The organism is Pseudoalteromonas sp. MIP2626, assembly GCF_013414205.1.
Taxonomy (GTDB): Bacteria; Pseudomonadota; Gammaproteobacteria; order Enterobacterales; family Alteromonadaceae; genus Pseudoalteromonas; species Pseudoalteromonas nigrifaciens.
The window spans coordinates 1-24,835 of sequence record NZ_JAATTW010000009.1 but is presented as its reverse complement, the minus strand read 5'-3'; the positions used below and the strand labels follow the sequence as shown (position 1 = coordinate 24,835).

Below are 24,835 nucleotides of genomic sequence, written 5' to 3'. Positions count from 1 at the left end.
CAATTATTAAGTGAGTATTTTTTATGACCCAAACAACAAATATAGTGCGTATTGCTACTCGTAAAAGTGCATTGGCACTTTGGCAAGCTGAATTTGTAAAGGCGCAATTAGAGCATTATCACCCAGGTATTTTAGTAGAATTAGTGCCTATGTCGACCCAAGGCGATATTATTTTAGATACCCCTTTAGCTAAAATTGGTGGTAAAGGTTTATTTGTTAAAGAGCTTGAACAAGCCATGCTAGAAGGGTTGGCCGATATGGCCGTGCACTCGATGAAAGATATGCCTGTAGAGTTTCCAGAAGGGTTAACACTACACACTATTTGTGAGCGCGAAGATCCACGTGATGCTTTTGTATCAAATAACTTTGCCAATATTGACGAGCTGCCACAAGGTGCAATTGTGGGCACTTCAAGCTTACGTCGTCAGTGTCAAATACGCGCATCACGTCCAGATCTAAAAATTCATGACCTTCGCGGTAACGTAAATACACGCTTAGCAAAATTAGATTCAGGCCAATACGACGCAATTATTTTAGCAGCAGCAGGCTTGATCCGTTTAGAAATGAAAGACCGCATTCGTGCTTATATTGAGCCAGAAGTGTCATTGCCTGCCAATGGACAAGGTGCTGTAGGTATTGAGTGTCGTACTGATGACGAAGCAATAAAAGCATTACTTGCTCCACTGGAGCACAGCGAAACACGTATTCGGGTAAATGCCGAGCGCGCAATGAACCGCCATTTAGAAGGTGGGTGTCAGGTGCCAATTGGTGCTTATGCGCTAGTTAACGGCGATCAAGTGCACTTACGTGGTTTAGTAGGCGCAATAGATGGTAGCGAAATTTTACGTGATGAAGTTAGCGGCCACGTTAATGACGCAGAAAAACTAGGGGTTGAGCTGGCTAAAATGTTATTGGCTCAAGGTGCAGACAGAATATTAGCTGAAGTATATAGAGACGCGTAATGTTAAATATCTTGATAACTCGTCCCCAAGGAAAAGGCGCAGCCCTTGCACAACAACTTGAGCAAGCGGGTTATCAAGCGTCTTTATTTCCCGTATTAAAAATAGAGTATTTAACCCCCGATAGTATTGAGCTCAGCCCATTAACTAATGCCGATAAAATTATTTTTGTGTCGCAAGATGCGGTTTTGGCGCTGAGTGAATTAAAGCCAGATATTAATATAAAAGCGCAATTTTATGGGGTTGGCCAACAAACAGCCGACACTATTTATGAGGTGTTTGGCGTGCGAGCGGCTGTTCCTAAACAGCACGACTCAGAGGGGTTATTAGCGCTTAAATCGCTTGCCGATGTTGATAGCTGTAATATTGTATTGGTTAAAGGAATAGGGGGGCGTCCTGATATAGCTAAAACACTAAAGCAGCGTGGTGCCTTTTTAAATAACTGCGTAGTGTATCAGCGTACTCCCATAGACCCTGAGCCTAACAACTGGATAGACCACTGGCAAAGCCAGAATGTACACGGTATAGTCATAACAAGTAATGCGGCGGTTGATGCTATTTTTAAAAACCTTGCTGCACCCCAAAGACAATGGTTACAACAGTGCCGATTTTATGTAGCTAGTGAGCGTATAGGCGCTTATTTACAGCAGCATCAGGTAAGTTCGGCTAATATACATATTGCAGCAGGAGCTAGCGATAACGCTATGTTTACCTGCATTAATCAGCAAGGTAGCAAAATGAGCGAACAGTCAGTACCGTCAACGGTAGATAAAGCAGCGCAAAAAACGACTAATGCAACAGCCAACAATGGCAAAGCTACGGCTAAAAGCGATACGCTTAAAGCAACTGATAAGGCTGGCAACACTAAGCAACGAGTAAGTAAAGTTGGGAGCTTAGCTCTTATTATTTCATTAATTGTTGCCTCTGGAGTTGGCTTTGAGTTTTATCAAAAGCTCAACGCGAGCAAGACGCAAAGCTTAGCTGTTAATCAGTTAAATGAGCAAAATAAATTACTACAACAAGAGCTACAAGCACTTAAGTTAGCTCAAGCTAATTTGCAACAGACACTATTAACGTCTGAGCAAAAAGTAACAGCTGCAATGCGCGAAAGTACTACAAAAAACCAGCAAGAACTAAAGGCTGCCTTACAACAAGCGCAGCAGCAAGGCTCGTCTTTAAATCCACAAGAAGTTACCAGCTTGCAGCGCATGGCTGAGTTTAAGTTGTGGGCCGAAAACGACTATCAAGGAACTAGCGCTGTATTAAAACGTTTAGATGCTTTACTTAGCGATCACCCCGGTACAATTACAGTGCGCCAAGCCATTACACAAGACATACAAACCTTAGATGCCATAAAACCAATTGCCGTTGAAGCTATTTATTTACAGCTTAGTAGTGTGCTGAAAAATATTGATGAATTGGTATTTAATGCGGTGAACCTGCCTGAAGAAGTAGCAAAAATTGATGACAAGGTATTAAGTGAAGATCTTAGCGATTGGCAGCAAAACTTAAAAAATAGTTGGGATCAATTTTTAGATGGTTTTATTACTATTCGTCATCGTGAAGGCGTTGCTATAGAGCCATTATTAAGTGAACAACAGCGACACCTGGTAAATCAAAGAGTTAAGCTTTATATAACGCAAGCGCAAGATGCATTATTGAGCAAGCACGCCAGTGTTTACTTTGCAGCACTAAGCGAAGCAAAACGTTTAGTGGCTGAATACTTTAAACAAGATGATGATGTTACAAAAATGGTTTTAAAGTCGCTGTCTAATCTAGAAAAAGAGCAGCTAAACTTTAACCCTAAAGTAAACTTACAAAGCACGCAGCAAGTTAAGGAGTGGGCAAAATGATAGGGTTGATCATTTTAATTATTGCACTTGTTGTGGTGTTAGCAGCAGCCCCTTTTTTATTGGACGAAAAAGGCTATGTACTAATTTCGTTTAACAACACCACAATTGAAGGCACAATAGTTTCGTTTGCCGTGCTAACAATCGCAGTATTAGTCGTTAGTTATTTAACCTATAAACTCGTGCGTTATTTATTCTCTATTTATCGCAATACTAAGCATAGTTTTTTTGCTCGTAGCCAAGGGCGCAAGCAAGCTGCAATTGAGCAGGCGCTATGGAGTGTAATTAATGACGACTATGCACAAATAGAGCAGGCGCTATCTAGCAAGGTACCCGATCAGTATCAAGATATACGTTTAGCACTGCTTGCTAAGGCGGCACTAGCTAATAATCAAACCGACAAAGCCCTTGAGTACTTATTTGATATAAACCCAGAGCAGCAACTAAAAGTAGCAAAACTATGGCTAGCTAGTGGTAATAGTAGCGCTATAGAGTCGCAACTACGGGTTATTGCAGAATCGAAAAAAGCGACAGCACTTGAGCTAAAAATTTACACCGAAGTGCTAGTGCAGCAACAACATTTTAGTGCTTTAGAAGCATTTTTACCGCGTCTTTTACGCAAAAAAGTACTAACAAATGAGCAGTGGCATCGCGTTTTTAATGCCTATTTTGCCTCATTTCCTGTTGATGAAGTAACAGCTAAATATAAGCAGTTACCTAAAAAGCTACATAGCTACGCCTACAGCGCTTATTTAACGCAAATGGCTGCTGCAGGGCAGTTAAGCGTAATTGAAAATGACTTAATAAAAATGGTTAAGCATGAAGAACAACATGCACAATTAGCTAACATATTAAGTAAAGCAACAACGGCAAATGCCCGTAAATTACAAACGAGTATTCAAGATCGACTTAAAAAAGATGAGCAAAATAACTCATTACTGCTCGCTTTGGCTTGTCTTGCTAATGCGCAAGGTGATTACGACCTAGCGGCAAGGGTGTTTGATAAAGCACTAAATAATGAAAATAAAAAACAATATATGCAGCAAGCAAAGTTAAGTTATGAAAAAAGTGCACAACTAGATAAAGCATTGGTACTTTATAAATAATGAGTTACATTTAATAAACACCATTTAATATTGCAAGGAGCAAAAGGCGATGAAAGGTTTGTTTAAATTGTCTTTTTGCTTAGCTTGCGCTTACTTTATTACAGGCTATTTTAGTAATTTATTGCTTGCTATAGATGGTTTCGCTGTGGCTTCTTGGCCCCCTGCGGGCATAGCTGTAGCAAGCTTTTTGTTATGGGGCCGTAAGTCTTTTTTAGGTATTTTTGTTGGTGCATTACTTACTAGCTTAATTCACCTTGATAATGTTGTTGATATATTAAACTGGCAAGTTTTTTTCCAAGCCGCTGCAATTGCTATCGCTGTTGTTTTTCAAGCATGGCTTGGCGCGCAAATAATAATTAAAGTTATTAAAGCCCCCCTCGATTTATCGTCACTAAAACATAGTGTACAAAGCTTAATTATAGCCGGCCCTGTATGTTGTATTATTGGTGCTAGTGTCGGCACCAGCTTACTTGTTTTTAATAATATAATTGCTCAACATGCCGCGCTAGATAGTTTTATTGCGTGGTGGATTGGCGACAGTATTGGGGTGCTCATTTTTACGCCATTGATGCTGGCTGCATTTAATTACTCAGTGATGCGATACCGGCTACAAGTTATCCTGCCTTCTTTACTTATTTACATTCTTATTAGTGTTAGCTTTTATGGTGCTGCCAGTGTTAAAAAAGAAAAAAACATTCAAAAACAAGAGATAAAAACATTAGCTGTACAAGACTCAATTACTCATAAATTAGATGAAATCTCTGCACACTTGGCTTTACTGGCTACTTTTTTTTCGAGCAGTGAAGATGTGAACTTTAAAGAGTTTCGGCAATTTACGGCAAAACAGTTAAGCTACAGCGAAGAAATATTGGCGTTTGAATGGGTACCGTATGTTCCTAAAAGTGCGCTGTTAGAATATCAAAAAATGACGCAACTAGCCGATGTTGAACATTTTTTTGTAAAAGAAAAATCACCAACCAACCAATGGCAAGCCGTTGCTGAGCGAGATGTATATTATCCAATTAGGTACGCATACCCATTAAAAGGCAATGAAGATGCTATTGGCTTTGATTTAGCATCAAACGACTTTATGCAAGAGGCATTAAATAAGTCAAAAACGCTTAACGAAATGGTCATTAGCCAACCGGTTAAGTTGGTGCAAAACCAGGCTGAGTTAGGGGTGTTATTTTTGCATCCTGTATTTGGAAGTATAGAGACTGAAGATGACTTTAAAGGTTTTGCCGTTGCGGTAGTGAGCTTAAAAAAACTATCGCAGTCGTTGCTTTTTGATCATGAAAACTTAGTTACAGCAAGCTTTTTAGATATTAACAATACCAATAATACCCACGCTATTTATATTGCCAACAACGAGTCAATGGACTTGTTAAAGTCCTACCAGCTACTCATTGGTAACCGTATGTGGCAGGTTGAGTTGCACGAGCCCTTAGTTACAACCTCCTGGTTAATATATTGGTTGGCACAAATAGTGGGGATGCTGTTTGTTTGGTTACTGGTAGCATTTTTAATTTCTGTTACAGGCACAAATGTTCAAATACGTGAGCAAGTTGCTAGGCAAACGCGCACATTACGCCAAGAAAAGCAAAAAGCTGATGAAGCGAGTCAAATAAAAAGCCAGTTTTTAGCGAATATGAGCCACGAAGTGCGCACGCCAATTAATGGTATTAAAGGCTTACACTACTTTGCGTTACAACAAAATGATTGGCAACAAGCCCGTACTTACATAGAGCAAGCTGATGGTGCGTTAGGGGTGTTACTTAGAGTATTAAATGACTTACTCGATTTTTCTAAAATGGAGGCAGGTAAACTTGATTTAATGCAAGAACCCGTTGATATAGGGCGCTTGGCTGAAGAGATAATTAACTTAATACAATTTGAAGTAAGTGTTAAGTCGTTAGAAATAAAGCTAGATTACGATAAAAATACAAACTTGATGATTAACACCGATGCTATTCGTTTAAAGCAAGTGCTACTAAATTTACTCAATAATGCGGTTAAATTTACTGCTCAAGGGAGTATTACACTGAAAATTTGGCAATCGAAAACCATGACCTATTTAAGTGTAAGCGATACAGGTATTGGTATTAGTAAAGAGGCACAAAAGAAATTATTTAGGCCTTTTGCTCAAGCAGATAACTCTACGTCACGCCAATATGGCGGTACAGGGTTGGGCCTCAGTATTTGTAAAAAGCTAGTTGAGCTTATGGGTGGCGCTATAGATTTAAAAAGCACTGCAGGGCAAGGTTCAACATTTACCTTTAGTTTACCGCTTAACTCCCCTTTACCTAAAGTAGAGAAAAGTGAGCAAAGCTTTAGTGACGTGGATATAGAAAACGTATCATTTGCGAACAGCGCAGTACTTTTAGTTGAGGATAACCCGTTAAACCAACATGTAGCCACTGCCATTTTAAAAACCAAAGGGTGTGTTGCTGATATTGCTAATGATGGCTTTGCCGCAATTGAAATGTTAACTGAAAAAAGTTACGACATTGTCCTTATGGACATTCAAATGCCCAAAATGGACGGCTTACAAGCAACCAAGGTAATACGTAATGAGCTAGGCTTATTAGATTTGCCTATTATAGGTTTATCGGCTAATGCCCATGATGACGATGTTAAAAAAGCGCTTGCCTGTGGAATGAATAGCTATATAACGAAACCAATAGATGCGAATATTTTGTTTAAAGCTCTTTGGCATTATTTAGCGGCGATAGAAAAATAAAATCATCTGCTTTTTTGCATAAAAAGCAGACATATGGCCTCAAAAGTATATTTTAAATAAACTAGACTTGAATTATTACTATAGCTGCGTATTATGCGCGCAATTTTAACCTAACTGAGTTGCTACTATGATCAATAGAAAACTACCTTTGCTAGATATTCATCGCCATTTAGATGGTAATGTACGAGCGCAAACCATATTAGAACTTGGTCGTCAGTTTAATATAACTTTGCCTGCTGATAACGTTGCAGCACTTATCCCTCATGTACAAGTCATTGATCCTGAGCCAAACCTGATGGCATTTTTACAAAAATTAGATTGGGGTGTAACTGTATTAGGTGACTACGATGCTTGTAGACGTATAGCGATTGAAAATATTGAAGATGCACAAGCCCAAGGGCTTGATTATGTTGAGCTGCGCTTTAGCCCCTACTACATGGCACAAAGCCAAGGTTTACACCCTCAAGGTGTGGTTGAGGCGGTAATAGATGGCATTAAGTCGGCAACCAAAGGCGCTAATGTAAAAGCTAATTTAATTGGTATTTTATCACGCACTTATGGCGTAAAAGTTTGCCAACAAGAGCTTGATGCCTTACTCGCTTTTAAAGACGATTTAGTGGCTGTAGATTTAGCCGGTGATGAAATTGGTTTTCCGGGTGAGTTATTTGTAGAGCATTTTAAGCAAGTACACGACGCATACTTAGCAGCAACAATTCATGCCGGTGAAGCACTAGGTGCACCAAGTATTTGGCAAGCAATTAACGAGCTAGGTGCGAGCCGTATAGGCCATGGCGTTAAAGCAATTGAAGATATTGAATTAATGAACTATCTGCGCGATAAGCGTATTGGTATTGAGTCGTGCTTAACTAGTAATATACAAACCAGTACCGTAAATGATTTAGCTCAGCATCCGCTAAAACAGTTTTTAGATCATGGTATTTTGGCTTGTATTAATACCGATGATCCAGCGGTTGAAGGTATTGAAATTGAACACGAATACTTAGTGGCAGCGCCACAAGCTGGTTTATCACAAGCCGATATAGAAAAAGCGCAAGCTAATGCGCTTGAAATAGCCTACTTAAGTTACAGCGATAAAAAAGCACTGCTAACAATGGCAAGTACGCGCTAATTTAATATTATTAGTATAAAAAATGCCGCTATTAATAGCGGCATTTTTGTATCTAAGTAACCAGAGTTCAGGTGAAGTATTTATAAATTAGTGTTTTTAGTGTGTTTGACAAGCTAGGTAGTTATCGTAAAGGGCTTTGAGAATATCGGCTCTGCTGATCATTCCTATTACTTTTTCGCCGTCAACCACAGGGTAATTTTTCGGTTTACCGGGTCTCATTTGCTCAGCAAGTTCAATAATGTTGGTGTCGCCATTTACAGTCACGACTTCTGTTTGCATTAGTTGCGATACTTTCACCACCCCATCACAAAAATAACTGCTTTGCATGAGTGGTTTAAGCAGCTCTTGCTCAGAGATAAAGCCAACTAAAAATTTATTGCTATCGAATACTGGGGCACCAAGTAATTTAAATTTTTGCAGCTCTGCAATGGCAGTGGTCATTTCGGTATCTGGGGTAATGTTTGGCAACTTGTGTTGCATAAAGTCTTTTACTTTTGTATTTAGCATATGGGTCTCTCCCGCTGAATGTTCTATACAAAGTATGGTTTATAGATCGACTTTTAGGAAATTGTTTATGTTGATGATGTTGATAGATTTTAACTATTAATTATTTATTGTTATAAAAACAATTAAGGCACCTATTTAGATGCCTTAATATTTGAAATGAGAGCGTTAAGTGCAATTATTTAATAAATGCAAACGCATCTGCGTACATGTTTTCGCGAATAGCACCATGAGCAATAAAATCGTCACGAACTATGCCTATCATGTCAAAACGTCCAGCCATGTAAATATCGTAAGGCGCTAGCGATACTATATCTTGCATTACGGCTTTGTGTACATAACCGGTATGTCCTTGCCAATCAGCCGATGGGTTTTCTACTACCGGAATAAACTGAAAGTTTTTGTGGCTATCGGCCCACACTTGCATTTCGCGGTGTGCATAAAGTGCGGATTCTTCTCTTACGCCCCAGTATAATAATACCGGGCGGTCGCAGCTAATTTCAGCTAGGTGATCAGCCATTGATTTTGCATATGAAAACCCAGTACCGCCAGCAAGTAAAATAATTGGACGTTCACACTGTAAACGAAGTTGCGATATACCTAAGCCTGCTTCTATCTCTATTAGCTGCTTTTCGTTAAGTGCATTGCGTAAATGTTCAAGCGACTGCATTGCATATGTATCGGTTCCCGAAGCGCCAATATGTAACTCTATTTGATCGCATTGTGAAGGGCGGCTGGCAATCGAAAATGCACGCTTGTCATTTTCGCTCAATACAAGATGCATGTATTGGCCTGCTTCAAACGAAACCGGTTGTTGTGGTTTTAAAATTACTTTATGAACAAATTCTGTAAGTGGGCTGATAGCAACAACTTCAGCTTTTAATGTTTGCATTTTTTACCTTTTAGCAGCGCTTTTCATAGCAGATACGCAATAGAATGTGTTGATTCTAGCATATCTGCAGGGTTGTTTTATAGCCTATTGGTCTAGGATATTAGAGAATGTTGAGGCTCTGCCAAATGTCGTCTACGCGATCTTTGGTGGCTTTATCCATCTCAATCGGCTCGCCCCATTCACGGTTTGTTTCGCCAGGCCATTTGTTCGTTGCATCCATACCCATTTTAGAGCCAAGGCCAGAAACCGGTGACGCAAAATCTAAATAATCAATTGGTGTGTTTTCTATTAAAGTGGTGTCGCGAGCGGGGTCCATACGCGTAGTAATTGCCCAAATAACATCTTCCCAATCTCGGGCGTTAATATCGTCATCGCACACAATAACAAACTTGGTATACATAAATTGACGTAAGTAAGACCACACTCCCATCATTACGCGTTTTGCATGACCAGGATATTGTTTTTTCATGGTAACAATAGCCATGCGGTACGAGCAGCCTTCTGGTGGCAAGTAAAAATCAACAATTTCAGGGAATTGTTTTTGTAAAATAGGTACAAATACTTCGTTTAATGCCACCCCTAAAATAGCAGGCTCATCAGGCGGGCGGCCGGTAAAGGTACTGTGGTAAATAGGGTTTTTACGGTGGGTCATATGGGTTACTGTCATCACCGGAAAGTCATCAACTTCGTTATAATATCCAGTGTGATCGCCATACGGACCTTCAGGTGCCATTTCACCTGGCATTATGTAGCCTTCAAGTACTATTTCGGCGCTTGCGGGTACTTGTAAATCGTTTGATATTGATTTAACTACTTCAGTTTTACTGCCGCGCAGTAAGCCTGCAAAAGCGTACTCGCTTAATGTGTCGGGTACAGGGGTTACTGCACCTAATATAGTCGCCGGATCGGCGCCCAATGCCACAGATACCGGGTACGGTTGGCCTGGATTTTCTTTACACCATTCTTGAAAATCAAGCGCGCCGCCACGGTGAGACAACCAGCGCATAATAATTTTATTTTTGCCTAACAGTTGTTGGCGGTATATTCCTAAATTTTGGCGCTTTTTATAAGGCCCTTTAGTAACGGTAAGGCCCCAAGTAATTAACGGTGCAGCATCACCTGGCCAGCAATGTTGAATAGGCAGCTTAGTTAAATCGACCTCATCACCTTGTAAAATAACTTCTTGGCAGGGGGCTTTTTTTACTTCTTTTGCTGGCATATTAAGCACTTGTTTATAAACAGGTATTTGCCCTAGCGCTTCTTTAATGCCTTTTGGTGGCTCTGGTTCTTTTAAAAAAGCCAAAAGCTTGCCAACTTCACGTAATTCGCTTACATCTTCTTGGCCCATACCCATGGCAACACGCTTGGGTGTGCCAAATAAGTTAGCCAATACCGGAATATCGTAACCTTTAGGGTTTTCAAATAATAACGCAGGGCCTTTAGCACGTAATGTACGGTCGGCTATTTCGGTCATTTCAAGATACGGGTCGATTTCTTGAGTGATGCGTTTAAGCTCACCTCTTTTTTCAAGTAAATCGATAAAATCACGAAGATCTTTGTATTTCATTGTGGGCCGCTATTAAGCAATAAAGTTAAAAGTATTATACCCAAGTAACGTAAAATTGCATGCTCAGTTACTTAGCTATTAGCACTTGGAAAAATACAGTTACTTTGTATCACTAAACTTGCTTTATCACGGTTTAATTTTATTAGTTTTATTGTACTACCTACTGTTGTAGGCAGTGGTATTTTGTCCCTTCAATAATAAGCATGGCTTCGCTATCTTTACTCCAAAACAACACATTTTTATTTATGTATTTATTACCTGAGGCGCTTTTTTCTCGGCTAAGTTGATAAGTATTATTATTAAGTGTTAGTGCTGCTGTTTGCTCATTGATAACGCTAAGCGTGGCTTCTTTTTGATTACATAGATAACGAGTGTTAATTGTGGGCTCATTACAAGCAGATAAGCCTAATACACTTAATGCGATTATCAGCAGCGCTTTCATTTATATCTCCAGTGCAAACAGCAAGTAATTATCGATATTTGCGTATTAATTTTAATCAGCATAGCAAAGCAAAATTAACCGTTGGTGAAAATGCGGCTTTAAGTTATGTTAATAATATTATTTTTAAGCTAGGTATTTATATGGCAGGTACTAATCTTTTAACCTTATTAGACGACATTACTGTGCTACTAGATGACATTGCAACTATGAGTAAAGTTGCTACAAAAAAAACAGCGGGTGTATTAGGTGATGACTTAGCGCTTAATGCTCAACAAGTTACCGGTGTAGCTGCAGAGCGTGAGCTACCTGTGGTGTGGGCGGTAGCAAAAGGATCGTTTTTAAATAAAGCAATATTAGTACCTGCGGCGTTATTAATAAGTGTGTGGTTACCTTGGTTAATTACGCCTTTATTAATGTTAGGTGGATTATTTTTATGTTTTGAGGGCGCAGAAAAAGTATTTGCCAAGTTTTTGCCTCATGATGATAAAAGCGAAAGTGAGGGCGACAAATTAGACCTAGTAGAATACGAGAAGCAAAAAGTTAAAGGTGCGATTAGAACCGACTTTATACTTTCTGCTGAGATCATAGTAATTACGCTTGGCACAGTTGCAGCTGCTACATTAATAAATCAGGCATTGGTATTGTGTGTTATTGCCATAATTATGACTATTGGCGTTTATGGCTTAGTTGCAGGAATTGTGAAGCTTGATGATGCAGGTCTATATTTACTTAATCAATCTAAGCTATCGGCTAATAAATTTAAAGAAATACTAGGCAAAGGGTTGTTAGCGGCAGCACCACGGCTTATGCAGTTTTTAGCATTTGCGGGTACAGTTGCAATGTTTTTAGTGGGCGGCGGCATTTTAGTGCATGGCATTAAAGCTTTGCATCATATTCAAATAGCGGTAACCAATTATGGGCAAACAATTGTAGGTACTACAGGTGAAGTGCTGGCACCACTTATATTTGATGGCTTATTAGGTGTTATAGCAGGCTTAGTTGTTGTGCTTGGGCATTTAGCTTATTTAAAAATATTCAAAAAATAGCGCTAATTCACAGCTTACAATTATTGCCTGTTTAACAACCGTATAGTTAAATAAGCCCATACAGTTAAATGTGTATGGGCTGTATTAATTAAAAGCTAAATTGTGCTGCTAAGCGTACGCTCGCGCCTTCACCTATGGTTACATTATTTAAACCACCGCCTGCTAGGTAGTTTGTATCAAATAAGTTTTCAATATTTAGGCGTAAGTTAACGTCGGTATTGTTTAAGTTTATTTTATACGTTGCACCCACATCTACGCGGGTGTAGGCATCTTTAGTAACGGTATTGGCATTGTCGGCAAAGCGTTCGCCTTCGTAAAATGCACCTGCGTTTAATGCAATTACGTCGTTTAATTCATAACGCGTCCAAAGTGATGCAGACCATTTAGGGGCATCGGTAGGGCGCTTACCTTGCAATGTTGCGTCGCGCTCGTAGTTGGCATCTAAGTACATAGTTGATGCCATTACAAATAAGCGATCAGTTGCTGCACCTTGCGCCGCTAATTCAAAGCCTTTATGGCGCTGCTCGCCAGCTTGAGTAGTGATGCTGGTTATATTATCAACAGGGTTTACAAGATCTTCGCTCACTAAAGTACCTGTTTTGCTAATATCAAATAATGCGCCACTGAGCATTAATCGATCGTCAAACAGCTGCCATTTAATACCAATTTCTTTTTGCTCAGAGGTAATCGCATCGAGCTTCATGCCATTATTAACATCGTTTGTATTTACTAGCGTTTCGTTTTGCGGCTCAAAACCTTCAGAGTAACTAGCGTAAATAGTGGCCGAGGCATTAGGGTGATATAGCACACCCACTTTAGGAACAAACGATTCATTATTACTATTTTCTTTACTTTGCTTGTCGTAACGACCGCCTAAAGATAACTGCCATTCTGGTGAGAACGAAATGAGATCTTGCATGTAAATACCGTAATAGTCATAAGCAGATGAGCTAACAGTGTCATCTGTTTTATAGCTTATAGCTGGGCGAAATGGTTCGTTTTGCCCGGCGCTAAAGTCAAATGATTCGGCATTAGTTTTTAATTGGCCATAATAATAATCAAGCGAATTTGCGCCAATTAAAAATTGGTGCTGAATACCAAAGGTTTCAAATTCACCAATAAAGTCAACAAAGGCGGTTTTAAACTGCCAATCATCGAAGCGATCGTAAGGTTTTGAGGTGTAGCTATCACCTTCGATAAAGTTACTTGGTTTACGAGGTGCTGACTCAAAGCGTTGACGCTCAAATGTTTGCTCGTTGTAACCAAGTTTTACTTGCCAGTTTTCGGTTAAAAACACTTCTAGGTCAACACCTAGGTTTTCTACCGTTATATCGGTAAACGCCCAAGACATATCGCGAATTGTTTTATCGTCGCCAATTACATTGGCATTACTATCAATCCAGGCACCCGTATCTAAACCGGCTTCGTCATCTGTGCGGTCGTAATGTACGCGTACTAAGGCGTTATCGCTAATATCGTAATCAACAATTAATGCACCTAAAAAGCGATCGCGTTCACGGTTTTCACCATTTTGGTATTCACGCCAATAATCAACATCTTGCTTTACTAAAATACCGCGAGCACGTAAATCTTCCGACTCAGTAAGTGCACCGCCCGCATCCAGCATAAAGCGAGTTGAACCATGTTGATCAACATCGGCACTGGCTTTAAATAATGTTTGTGACGTGGGTTTTTTAGTGACCATATTAACCAAGCCACCAGGACCCGATTGGCCATATAAAATACTTGATGGGCCTTTAATAACTTCAACTTGTTGTAATATTTCGATAGGTTGTTGGTAGTGCGACCAGTGCTGATGGCCGTCACGCAAGTAACCTGTAGATGAACTCAGTTCAAACCCACGTAAATTAAATACTTCACGGTTACGTTGCTTTGAACCTGGCGTTAAGCTGGCATCGTTAGTAAGTACTTCACCTAACGTAGTTGCGAGTTGTTCATTTACTATGGTGTCGGTAATAACGGTAACCGACTGTGCGGTATCAAGTAACGAAGCTGACGTTCTCATTGCGCCATTAGCATTGTCTACTTTATAGTCATTAAAATAACTTCCTTTTACTTCTATATGTTCTATATCTGTTGCGTTTGCATAAACACTCGCAGTAGTACTTGCTAGCAGTGCGATAAAAAGTGGGCTTAGTTTCATTAGTTGTTTCCGGGTTGATAGTATTAATGCTGAGTTAATCTTAATGAAAACCAGTATCATTTGCAATGCCTTTTAGTGTGTTTTTTATAATGCTTAATGGTTGCCAATTAGGAATTCTGCTATTATTAGCAGCATATTGAGTGGGGCTTTTCCCCATGTTATTTTTTTGTATTGGGATTTACTGTGACCACAACTGCTTTTTCATCTTTGGCTTTACCTTCTGGGTTAGTTGATAACTTATCAACACTCGGCTACACCCACATGACACCTGTTCAGGCGCAAAGTTTACCGCCAGTACTGGCTGGAAAAGACATTATTGCTCAAGCAAAAACGGGGTCAGGTAAAACTGCGGCGTTTAGCTTAGGCGTATTGGCTAAATTAAACGTAAAACGTTTTCGCATTCAATCTTTAGTATTGTGCCCAACACGTGAGTTGGCAGAGCAAGTAGCTGTAGAAATGCGCAAATTAGCGCGTGGCATCCATAATATTAAAATACTTACTTTATGTGGTGGTGTATCAATTGGTCCACAAATTGGCTCACTTGAACATGGCGCACATATTATTGTTGGTACACCGGGGCGAGTTGACGATCATATTCGTAAAGGTACTTTGCGTTTAGATGATGTAGAAACGCTCGTACTAGATGAAGCCGACCAAATGCTAGATATGGGTTTTCAAGATACCTTAGATGCAATTATTGAGCGTATTCCTACTAACCGCCAAACATTACTATTTAGCGCTACGTTTCCACGTGCAATAGAAGCTGTTGCAAAGCGTGTGCTTAGCAATCCAGTAATGGTTAAGGTAGAAGAAGAGCAAGCTAAAAGCACTATTAAGCAATACTTCTATAAAATGGATAACAATAAACAACGTTACCCAACACTTAAATTATTGCTGCTTAAATTTACCCCGCAAAGCTGTGTCGTGTTTTGTAATACTAAAGTAGAAACACAGCAATTGTGTGATGATTTAGTTGATGAAGGCTTTAGTGCGGTATCTTTACATGGTGATTTAGAGCAGCGTGATCGTGAGCGTACGTTAATTCATTTTTCTAATAAAAGTGCATCAATACTAGTGGCAACCGATGTGGCCGCGCGTGGTTTAGACATTGACGATATGGATATGGTGATTAACTATCACTTAGCTCACGACACACAAACACATGTGCATCGTATTGGTCGTACCGGTCGAGCGGGTAAAAAGGGTATTGCATGCTCTATTTATGGTGAGGCAGAAGCATTTAAAATTGCACAAATTGGTGACCATTATGAGCGCGATGTGATCCCAGAGCCAATGCCATCGTTTAGCTTATTAGAAAAACCACCATACAAACCAGAAATGGTAACCTTAATGCTTGATTCTGGTAAAAAGCAAAAAGTACGCGCAGGTGATATTTTAGGTGCACTTACCGGTAAAGACGGTATTGCGGGGCGTCAAGTTGGTAAAATAAACGTACTCGACAACGTTGCGTTTGTTGCCGTAGAGCGTAATTCTTCAAAACCGGCACTGCGTAAATTAACCGAAGGCAATATTAAAGGCCGTAAAATACGCGCTCGTCGCCTTACGTGCTAATAGTGTATTGAATAACTAATTCAATAATTACTAATCTACTGAGCAGCTTGCCCTAAGCTGCTCATATTCACACTTTAACTGTTTAAATTTTTCTGCATTACCAACCGCTTTATCAGGGTGACACTGTAACGCCAGTTGCCGCCAACGCTTTTGTACTTCTTTTAGCGTGCTTTGCTGAGATAGTTGCCACTTTATTAATAGCTGTTTATGAGTGTCTAGATCTATTATTTGTGCAGATTTACTGTGTTTGGTAAAACGCTGCCAAAACTGGGTTAAAAGAGTATCGATTTCGGCGCTAGAGGTTTCAAAGTTTTGCCAATCAAGGTAGTAGTCTCGTAGCGGATCGGTATTTTTTATGAGGGTGTTACTGGCTGTGGTAATAAGTTGTATTTGTAAACCACTAATAAGGAGTTGCTGCTTAGGCATAATTTGCTGCTGTAGCTGATAAAGCGCGTTCATAATTAAAAAGTTACGTTTGAATAAATCACGATCAGGGGCAACATCAAGCGTGTTAATCATTTTACGTTGTTGTAATTCTGCTGCTAAAGTATGTACCATCCATACTTTCTTTTGCAAAAGTAACTCAAAAATCTCATCTATCAGTGGGTTAAGCATTGTTTACAATCTAGTTATTAGTGTATCTTGGGTAAATTATCATAGCTTTTGCTGCTAACCAAATTCCAAGGAAAATTATGCTGGATCAATTTAAGCGCCTATTATTTATTTGCTTTATTATTGTACTGGGCATTTTTTCTCAAAAAGGTAATGCACAGCAACAAACAATACTTTTTGAACAATTTAAACTGACCAATGAATGGTCAGAAAAACAACTGTTAGCAACCGAGTTACTTACTACACAACTTTCAAACCAACAAGTAGTTGTTATTTATTCTAGTCTAGCTGAGCTTGCATTTGAGCAAACTAATTATACTCAAGCATTACATTACTATCAGCTACTAGAGCAAGAAAGTACATTTGAAAAATTGCCAGAGTTACACTTTAGAGCAGTTAAAATGCAAGGTGTAGTACAATATTTTCAAGGTTTATTGCAACAAGCCATTATTAATTATAACCGCGCTTTAAACTTAGCTGTCCACTTAAAGAGCCCATTAAAACAAGCTAATTTATTAAGTAATATTGGTTTGGCATATTTTAATATGCATAGCTTAGACCTTGCTTTAGATTATTATCAACAAGCAAAAGCCCTTTATGAAAAAGAAGGAAGCGCAAAAGACAAGGCTGATATACTTCATAATATTGCCGGAATATACATTCGTTTATCTCGTTATGATTCGGCACGAGAAATCTACCGTGAAGTGCTAGATGTGTTTCAGCAGCTAGGCGATGAAGAAGGTATAGCTCGTGTTCATGGCAACATGGGAGTTGCCTATACTGAGTCTGGTCAGAATCAATTAGCACTACATTATTACCAATTAGCTTTACGCTATTATAAAAGTATAAAAGATGCTTATCAATTGTCAGTTCAGCATACTAACTTAGCAAATATAAACTTAAAATTAGATGAACTGGATGCAGCTTTGTATCATGCTAAGGCCGCTCAAAAATATGCTCAGCAAATTGATAATCAATCATTACTGTTAGCTTCGTTACAAGTTTTAGCGAAAGTGCAATTAGTGATGGGTGATATAGATACCGCTAAACAAAACTTAGAACAATCAATAATACTGGCCAATCAATATAAAGATCAATTACGCGTGAAAGATGGCTTAGGTTTAGAGGCATTATTAAGTGCGGGGGCCGGCGATTACAGGCGAGCGATTCAGTTATATCAACAATTTGAAGACTATCAACGTAGCATGACCAGCGAAGAAGTTATGAAGGCGCTAAGCGCATTTCAGTCTCAGTTCCAGTCAAATCAGTTAAATCAAGAAATTAATCAGCTTAAGCAAGAACGTAGCTTACAAGAATTAAAAATTGCAAAACGTTCACAGTTAACTATTTTGCTTAGCATTGTGGCAATTCTTATTTTAATTACAGTTATTGCAATTTATCGTCGCAGAATAGAAAGTAATGCAAAATTACAATTAACAGAGCAAGTAGAGCAACGCACGTTAGAATTACAAACAGTGGCGCAAGAGTTGCGCGAAGCAAACGATGTTAAAAGTCAGTTTTTAGCAAATATAAGTCATGAAATTCGCACCCCACTCACCGCTATTTTAAGCCAAACCGACGACTTAATTAATGGTTTGTATGATCCTGAGCAGTTACAAGATGAGCTCAAAGTTATTCAGCGTCAAAGCGATCATTTAAAAAGTTTAATTAATGATGTGCTCGATTTAAGTAAAATAGAAGCAAATCGATTGGAGCTGTCTATTTCTTGTTTTGATATTGTACAAGTGCTGAATGACATACATGGGATGTTTAGCGTACAAGCAAAAGCTAAAAACTTATCTTTGGTATTTGACAACCAACTCGGTGATGAACTGTATACCAGGCTTGATTTAACTCGAGTAAAGCAAATATTAATAAACCTGTGTGCTAATGCAATTAAATTTACTCACAGTGGCCAAGTTACGATTGTGGCCAATAATACCGATCAAGGGCTAGTGCTCACGGTAAAAGATACCGGAATAGGTATGAATACAGCGCAGCTAAAGCTTATTTTTGAATGTTTTAGCCAAGCAGATAATAGTATTAGCCGTCGTTTTGGTGGTACTGGTTTGGGACTTAGTTTGTCACAACAACTAGCTGCCATGATGGGAGGATATATTAGTGTGCAAAGCGAATTTAAAAAAGGCAGTCAATTCTCATTCTTTGTACCGTGCGTACCAGTAGATAAAAGCGAATGTGCAGTTACAGCTAAAGACAATATAAATGGTGACTATAAAGCGCTAAGCGCTAAAGTGTTACTTGCTGAGGATCATGACGATAATCGCAGATTAATAAGCCGTTATTTACGCGCCATGGGGCTTGACGTTATTGCAGTTGAAAATGGCGAGCAAGCTGTAGAGCAATGTTTAAAAGAGTATCCTGATTTTGTGCTGTTGGACATTCAAATGCCTATTATGGATGGCATTACTGCTTTTGAGTTGCTCAGGCAGTGCGGTTATGAGCAGCCAATATTTGCCTTAACGGCCAATGCAATGAGCCATGAGATCGAGCAGTATTTAGCACTTGGTTTTACTGATTACTTAGCTAAACCAATTGATAAAGAGAAGTTTTATAGCACTATAGCTGAGCATCTCGCATCAATAAAAAATGAGCAAAACAGCACAAGCGTAAATATAGATATGAGTGACTTAGTGACTAGTTTCAAACAAAGCTTATCAATAGAAAGTGAGTTAATTAGCCAACACTTTAATAGTGGCGACTTTGTTGCGTTACAAAAAGATAGCCATCGTATTTTAGGGGCAGCACAAATGTTTAAGTTGTGCGATATTGCAGACGCTGCAAAAGCGTTAGATGATGCGTGTAAAAGCCCAGAAGAAGTACAAAATATTGCAGTGTTAGTTGATAAACTACAAGCCTTATTTTTGCACTACAAAGAGCATGGTTAAAGCGGTACAGCGCTACTTTTTTGCAGGCAAATAAAAACGCCTAATAATTGATATTCAATTGTTAGGCGTTTTTTTATAAGCTTTAAAACTTATATGGAATTACTGGCGTTTCATCGAATCAAAAAACTCATCGTTGGTTTTGCTCATCGATAATTTATCAATTAAAAATTCCATTGCGTCAATTTCTGACATGTCATGAACAATTTTACGCAAAATCCACAGCTTTTGTAGCTCATCTGGTTTTGTGAGTAACTCTTCACGACGAGTGCCTGAACGGTTAAAGTCGATAGCTGGGAATACACGTCGTTCCGCAATTTTACGGTTAAGATGTAGTTCCATGTTACCAGTACCTTTAAACTCTTCGTAGATAACTTCATCCATTTTAGAGCCGGTATCAATAAGCGCAGTAGCAATAATTGTTAAGCTGCCGCCTTCTTCAACATTACGTGCAGCACCAAAAAAACGTTTCGGTTTATGGAGTGCGTTTGCATCAACACCACCGGTAAGTACTTTACCAGATGATGGAATAACGGTGTTGTAAGCACGGGCTAAACGTGTGATTGAGTCAAGTAAGATAACAACATCTTTTTTATGCTCTACTAAACGTTTTGCTTTTTCGATAACCATTTCGGCTACTTGTACGTGGCGAGAAGCAGGTTCATCAAATGTTGATGCAATTACTTCGCCTTTTACAAGACGCTGCATTTCGGTTACTTCTTCCGGACGCTCATCAATTAGTAATACCATTAATGTTGCATCTGGGTGATTGTGAGTAATCGATTGCGCAATATTTTGTAGTAGCATGGTTTTACCCGCTTTTGGCGGTGCTACTAATAAACCACGTTGACCACGACCAATAGGAGAGGCTAAATCAAGTACTCGGGCTGTAATATCTTCTTTACTACCGTTACCGCGTTCCATACGAAAACGTTCGTTTGCATGCAGTGGTGTTAGGTTTTCAAAAAGAATTTTAGTGCGAGAGTTTTCAGGTTTATCAAAGTTAACTTCATTTACTTTAAGTAAAGCAAAGTAACGCTCACCGTCTTTAGGTGGACGAATAAGGCCTGAGATTGAATCGCCAGTACGCATACTAAAACGGCGAATCTGGCTAGGTGAAACATAAATGTCATCTGGGCCAGCTAAGTAAGAGGCTTCTGATGATCTTAAAAAGCCAAAACCATCTTGCAAAATTTCTAATACACCGCCACCGAAGATATTCTCTCCGCCTTTGGCGTGTGATTTTAAAATAGCAAAAATGATATCTTGCTTTCTTAAGCGGGCTACGTTTTCGAGCCCCATGGACTCAGCTAAGTCTACAAGCTCTTTTATAGATTTGTCTTTTAGTTCGCGTAAATGCATATTGGTGGGTTCTTTATTACAGTTGTCATACTCAAAATCGCTTTGTTTGATCGTTGAGTGAGGTTTGTTGAATATAACTAAGGATTAGTTGGCTTTATAAACTAGCAGCTCATTGACACAGCGTCCAGTGTTTATACAAAAAAATAATAAAAAAAGGGCATTAAGCCCTTTTTTTATTGTTTAAATTTAAAGATTGTTTTCTAAAAACTCGATTAATTGAGTTTTTGAAAGTGCGCCAACTTTAGTTGCAGCAACTTGGCCATCTTTAAAAAGAAGTAATGTAGGGATACCACGAATACCAAATTTAGGCGGTGTACCCGCATTTTGATCGATATTAAGTTTAGCTATGGTAACGCGACCATCAAATTCCTCAGCAACTTCACTAAGGATAGGGGCGATCATTTTACAAGGTCCGCACCACTCAGCCCAAAAGTCTACTAGTACAGGCTTGTCTGATTGTAATACGTCAGCTTCAAAGCTATCGTCAGTAATTTGGATTATTTTCTCGCTCATTGCGCTCTCCGGTTTAGTTAGGCGAAATATTTAGTGCGTATTTAAACACTCTTGTTTCTTATTGCAAGTTTAAACGTTATGCTTAAACGCTATGACTAAGACACATTTGACCGATAAAAAGTTTTCAGACTTTGCTATTGCACCGGAAGTGGTTGCCGGTTTAACCGAAAGTGGGTTTGAATATTGCACACCCATTCAAGCTAAATGCCTACCTTTTATTTGTGAGGGTCGCGATATCGCAGGCCAAGCACAAACAGGTACAGGCAAAACGTTGGCGTTTTTAACTGCCACGTGCCATCGGTTATTACAATCTAGCAAAGCCCCTAGTAAACATCCAAGAGCCCTGATCATGGCCCCTACAAGGGAGCTGGCGATTCAGATACACAAAGATGCAAAAATTTTAGCGCCGCACTGTAATCTTAACTTAGGTTTAGTATATGGTGGCGAAGATTACGAAAAACAACGTGCACAACTAGAAAAAGGCGTTGATATTTTAATTGGTACTACAGGTCGTTTAATTGATCTGTATAAGCAAGGCTGTTACACCCTTAATGAAATTGAGGTAGTCGTGCTTGACGAAGCAGATCGTATGTTTGATTTGGGCTTTATCAAAGATATTCGTTATATGTTCCACCGTATGCCAGATACATCAAAGCGTTTAAATTTATTATTCTCTGCAACGCTATCGTATCGTGTACAAGAACTTGCGTTTGAACATATGACCAATCCTGAGCACGTACAAATTGAACCAGACGTAAAAACCGGTAAACGCATTCAAGAAGAGCTATTTCATCCTTCACAAGAAGATAAAATTAAGCTGCTGCTGACGTTAATTGAAGAAGAGTGGCCTGAAAAAGCCATTATCTTTGCTAACACTAAGCATAGTTGTGAAACCGTATATGCCTGGTTAAAAGCCGATGGACATCGGGTTGGCATGCTTACCGGTGACGTAAATCAGAAAAAACGTCAATCAATTTTAGCTGAGTTTAGTAAAGGCGACTTAGACTTTTTAGTGGCAACAGATGTTGCAGCACGTGGTCTACATATTCCTGAAGTAAGCCATGTATTTAATTTTGATTTACCAGATGATTGCGAAGATTACGTACACCGTATTGGCCGTACAGCCCGCGCTGGCGCGTCTGGTCACGCTATTAGTTTTGCATGCGAACAATATGCTTATAACTTGCATGAAATTGAAGAGTATATAGATCACAGTATTCCTTTATCACATTACGATAAAACAGCATTACTGGATGATTTAACTAAACCTACTATTCATAGAAAGCGTAACTTTTCTACAGGCCCACGTAATCGCAGTAACAACAGCGGACGTCGCCCAAATAATAGTTATCAAAAAGGACGGTCATAAACGACCGTTAGTTTAACTGTAATAGTAATTAGAGGTTTTTGAACGGTGGGGCAACTTAAACCGCAAAAAAATGTATATGCAGTTATTGATTTAGGTTCAAATAGCTTTCATATGCTTATTGCTAAATCAATAGCTGGCGGCCTGCAAACCATAGGTCGTGTTAAACGCAAAGTAAGGTTAGCTGCAGGGCTTGATATAGACAATGTATTAAGCTCAGAAGCAATGCATAGAGGATGGGAGTGCCTAGCGTTATTTGCTGAGCGCTTACAAGACATCCCTAAACAAAATATCACTATAGTTGCCACCGCCACATTACGTTTAGCTAGTAATGCTGATGTATTTAAAGCGCAAGCAGAAAAAATCCTCGGTCATAAAGTTAATGTCATTAGCGGCGAACTAGAAGCGCGCACTATATATAAAGGCGTTGCTCATACCTCATCTTGTACCGGTAGTCAGCTTGTTATCGATATTGGTGGTGCTAGCACTGAAGTGATTATTGGTAAGAACTTTGATGCATTACTTTACAAAAGCCTGAACATCGGGTGTGTTACCTACCTAGAGCGCTATTTTAAAGATTGCAAATTAAGCAATGCAAACTTTAACACCGCAATAAAAGCCGCACGTACTGTCATTGATGAAATTGCATCAGAGTATAAAGTTAAAGGCTGGCAAATAGCCTCAGGTGCTTCGGGTACAGTACAAGCAATTCAAGAAATCATGATAGCGCAAAACCTAGATGAGCTATTAACCCTTGAAAAACTCTACACTATCAAAAAGCAATCAATCGCTTATAAAACGATTGCCGCATTAGACCTACCAGGGCTAAGTGAAGATCGCCGTTTAGTCTTTGTATCAGGGCTTGCCATTTTAATTGCATTATTTGAATCGCTCGAGATCGAAAAAATGGGATTAGCAGGTGGAGCACTGCGTGAGGGTGTTTTATACAGCATGCTACCAGAGCTGCATAATAGCGATATTCGTAAACGTACAATCGATGGCTTTATCGATCGTTACCATGTTGATCAAAAGCAAGCTAGCCGCGTCGCCAGTCTCGTATTAAACTTAGCATCAGAAGTAAATGAAAGCTGGCCAATAAAAGCACTTAATGGGTTGCCTTTATTAACGGCAGTTGCACAGCTTCATGAAATTGGTTTATTGATAGAGTATAAGCAGTATCACAAACACAGTGCTTATATTTTAAAAAATACTGAAATGCCAGGTTTTTCGCAGTCAGAGCATAAAGTCATTGTTGCGGTAGCTAAAGGGCATCGCTCTGATCTTCAAAAAGGCTATTTTGATTCTCTTGGTGCAAATAGTGTACTTGCGCAGTATTTAGTAAGACTAATACGTATAGCTGTCATTTTATGTATGCGTCGCCAAGATGATGTACTCCCTGAGTTTGCGATAACTGTTAAAGACGATGTCTTAAATCTGCAGTTTGAAAATGACTGGTTGAAAAACCATCCATTAATGGCAAGCGAGCTGCAACAAGAATCTAAGCAGCAAGCGAAACTTGGCTGGAAGCTCATAGTAAATTAACTAAACAGGCCCATAAGGGCCTTTTTAGTGTTTAAAATAACCACTTGGTTTAAATATCAAGCGAACAGCGTTTTATTTTAAGTTTTCTTTAAAAAACGCTTGCGTAAAACTGGCTGCGCCCTATAATGCGACCCCACTGAGACGGCAGACAGCAACGCTTAGCGAGGCAAGAGTCAATCAGTGAGTCGAGTAAAACTTAAATTTAGATTTTTATAAAGTTTACATTTAAGTGTTGACAAAAAAATAGGAAAGCGTAATATGCGCAGCCCTAGCGAAATAAAGTTTTACTTTATTGCCGCAACGTTCTTTAACAATATAAAGCAATCATCTGTGTGGGCACTCGTACAGATTGAGTTCTAACAGCCAAGCTTAGTTCGCTAAGTAAGGCAAACAAATTAGAGTCTCAATTGAAAACTGAGTGACCAACAGAAGTAACTTATTTATAAGTTGCTTCGGCACAGTCAATTCAATATCGAAAGATATTAAAAAAAATTCAGAATTCATTGAGCTGTCGAAAGACATAAAACTTTTTAATTGAAGAGTTTGATCATGGCTCAGATTGAACG

At 39.2% G+C, this 24,835-nt stretch carries 18 protein-coding genes; 10 read left to right on the top strand and 8 right to left on the bottom strand.

The window, feature by feature from the left end; translation table 11 throughout:
- Nucleotides 1–23: 23 nt before the first annotated feature.
- The 5 genes from hemC to add all read left to right on the top strand — a co-directional run bounded on the left by hemC (nt 24) and on the right by add (nt 7,784).
- A complete protein-coding gene (gene hemC / locus HC000_RS06510) occupies nt 24–962 on the top strand; it encodes a hydroxymethylbilane synthase (protein WP_011326825.1) in 939 nt (312 codons plus the stop codon).
- Nucleotides 962–2,812: a uroporphyrinogen-III C-methyltransferase gene (locus tag HC000_RS06505; RefSeq protein ID WP_179807252.1), complete on the top strand. Its 1,851-nt coding sequence runs from the start codon at nt 962–964 to the stop codon at nt 2,810–2,812. The genes hemC and HC000_RS06505 overlap by 1 nt, the downstream gene beginning before the upstream one ends.
- Nucleotides 2,809–3,915, top strand: coding sequence for a heme biosynthesis HemY N-terminal domain-containing protein (locus HC000_RS06500; RefSeq protein WP_011326827.1), 1,107 nt, complete (start codon nt 2,809–2,811; stop codon nt 3,913–3,915). Before HC000_RS06505 ends, HC000_RS06500 begins: the two co-directional genes overlap by 4 nt.
- A 49-nt stretch (nt 3,916–3,964) precedes the next feature.
- Nucleotides 3,965–6,655, top strand: coding sequence for a CHASE domain-containing protein (locus HC000_RS06495; protein WP_179807251.1), 2,691 nt, complete (start codon nt 3,965–3,967; stop codon nt 6,653–6,655).
- Between the two features lie 127 nt (nt 6,656–6,782).
- Nucleotides 6,783–7,784, top strand: coding sequence for an adenosine deaminase (add, locus tag HC000_RS06490; protein ID WP_011326829.1), 1,002 nt, complete (start codon nt 6,783–6,785; stop codon nt 7,782–7,784).
- Between the two features lie 96 nt (nt 7,785–7,880).
- Here the strand turns inward: add and HC000_RS06485 are convergent, their stop codons facing one another.
- From HC000_RS06485 to HC000_RS06470, 4 genes are all read right to left on the bottom strand, one after another.
- A complete protein-coding gene (locus tag HC000_RS06485) occupies nt 7,881–8,291 on the bottom strand; it encodes a CBS domain-containing protein (protein ID WP_011326830.1) in 411 nt (136 codons plus the stop codon).
- A gap of 175 nt (nt 8,292–8,466) precedes the next feature.
- Nucleotides 8,467–9,180, bottom strand: coding sequence for an NAD(P)H-flavin reductase (gene fre, locus HC000_RS06480; protein WP_179807250.1), 714 nt, complete (start codon nt 9,178–9,180; stop codon nt 8,467–8,469).
- Nucleotides 9,181–9,280: 100 nt separating this feature from the next.
- On the bottom strand, nt 9,281–10,747 hold the full coding sequence (ubiD, locus tag HC000_RS06475) for a 4-hydroxy-3-polyprenylbenzoate decarboxylase (RefSeq protein ID WP_011326832.1): 1,467 nt from the start codon (nt 10,745–10,747) through the stop codon (nt 9,281–9,283).
- A gap of 160 nt (nt 10,748–10,907) precedes the next feature.
- Nucleotides 10,908–11,189: an MliC family protein gene (locus HC000_RS06470; RefSeq protein WP_179807249.1), complete on the bottom strand. Its 282-nt coding sequence runs from the start codon at nt 11,187–11,189 to the stop codon at nt 10,908–10,910.
- Between the two features lie 140 nt (nt 11,190–11,329).
- Here HC000_RS06470 and HC000_RS06465 point away from each other — a divergent pair, with 140 nt between their 5' ends.
- Complete coding sequence (locus HC000_RS06465; RefSeq protein ID WP_011326834.1) at nt 11,330–12,235, top strand: DUF808 domain-containing protein; 906 nt, start codon at nt 11,330–11,332, stop codon at nt 12,233–12,235.
- Nucleotides 12,236–12,323: 88 nt separating this feature from the next.
- Here the strand turns inward: HC000_RS06465 and HC000_RS06460 are convergent, their stop codons facing one another.
- Entirely contained in the window at nt 12,324–14,399 is a 2,076-nt protein-coding gene (locus HC000_RS06460) for a TonB-dependent receptor (RefSeq protein ID WP_179807248.1), read from the bottom strand.
- Nucleotides 14,400–14,582: 183 nt separating this feature from the next.
- Between HC000_RS06460 and dbpA the strand changes: the two genes are divergently transcribed.
- The gene (gene dbpA, locus HC000_RS06455) at nt 14,583–15,971 is read left to right on the top strand and encodes an ATP-dependent RNA helicase DbpA (RefSeq protein WP_011326836.1); all 1,389 of its coding nucleotides are present in this window, start codon (nt 14,583–14,585) and stop codon (nt 15,969–15,971) included.
- Nucleotides 15,972–16,001: 30 nt separating this feature from the next.
- On the opposite strand, the gene HC000_RS06450 is transcribed toward dbpA, so the two are convergent.
- Nucleotides 16,002–16,586, bottom strand: a complete 585-nt coding sequence (locus HC000_RS06450; RefSeq protein WP_089367556.1) for a DNA-J related domain-containing protein — start codon at nt 16,584–16,586, stop codon at nt 16,002–16,004.
- A gap of 77 nt (nt 16,587–16,663) precedes the next feature.
- Here HC000_RS06450 and HC000_RS06445 point away from each other — a divergent pair, with 77 nt between their 5' ends.
- On the top strand, nt 16,664–19,489 hold the full coding sequence (locus HC000_RS06445; RefSeq protein WP_179807247.1) for a tetratricopeptide repeat protein: 2,826 nt from the start codon (nt 16,664–16,666) through the stop codon (nt 19,487–19,489).
- A gap of 99 nt (nt 19,490–19,588) precedes the next feature.
- Here HC000_RS06445 and rho read toward each other — a convergent pair whose 3' ends face one another.
- Both rho and trxA read right to left on the bottom strand, forming a co-directional pair.
- Nucleotides 19,589–20,848 carry a transcription termination factor Rho gene (gene rho, locus HC000_RS06440; RefSeq protein ID WP_011326839.1) on the bottom strand — a complete coding sequence of 420 codons (1,260 nt, stop codon included), beginning with the start codon at nt 20,846–20,848 and terminating at the stop codon, nt 19,589–19,591.
- 186 nt (nt 20,849–21,034) lie between these two features.
- Nucleotides 21,035–21,361 carry a thioredoxin TrxA gene (gene trxA, locus HC000_RS06435; RefSeq protein ID WP_011326840.1) on the bottom strand — a complete coding sequence of 109 codons (327 nt, stop codon included), beginning with the start codon at nt 21,359–21,361 and terminating at the stop codon, nt 21,035–21,037.
- 91 nt (nt 21,362–21,452) lie between these two features.
- Here trxA and rhlB point away from each other — a divergent pair, with 91 nt between their 5' ends.
- Nucleotides 21,453–22,730 carry an ATP-dependent RNA helicase RhlB gene (gene rhlB, locus HC000_RS06430; RefSeq protein ID WP_041454311.1) on the top strand — a complete coding sequence of 426 codons (1,278 nt, stop codon included), beginning with the start codon at nt 21,453–21,455 and terminating at the stop codon, nt 22,728–22,730.
- Between the two features lie 45 nt (nt 22,731–22,775).
- Nucleotides 22,776–24,269: a guanosine-5'-triphosphate,3'-diphosphate diphosphatase gene (gppA, locus tag HC000_RS06425; protein ID WP_011326842.1), complete on the top strand. Its 1,494-nt coding sequence runs from the start codon at nt 22,776–22,778 to the stop codon at nt 24,267–24,269.
- The last annotated feature ends 566 nt before the right edge of the window (nt 24,270–24,835 follow it).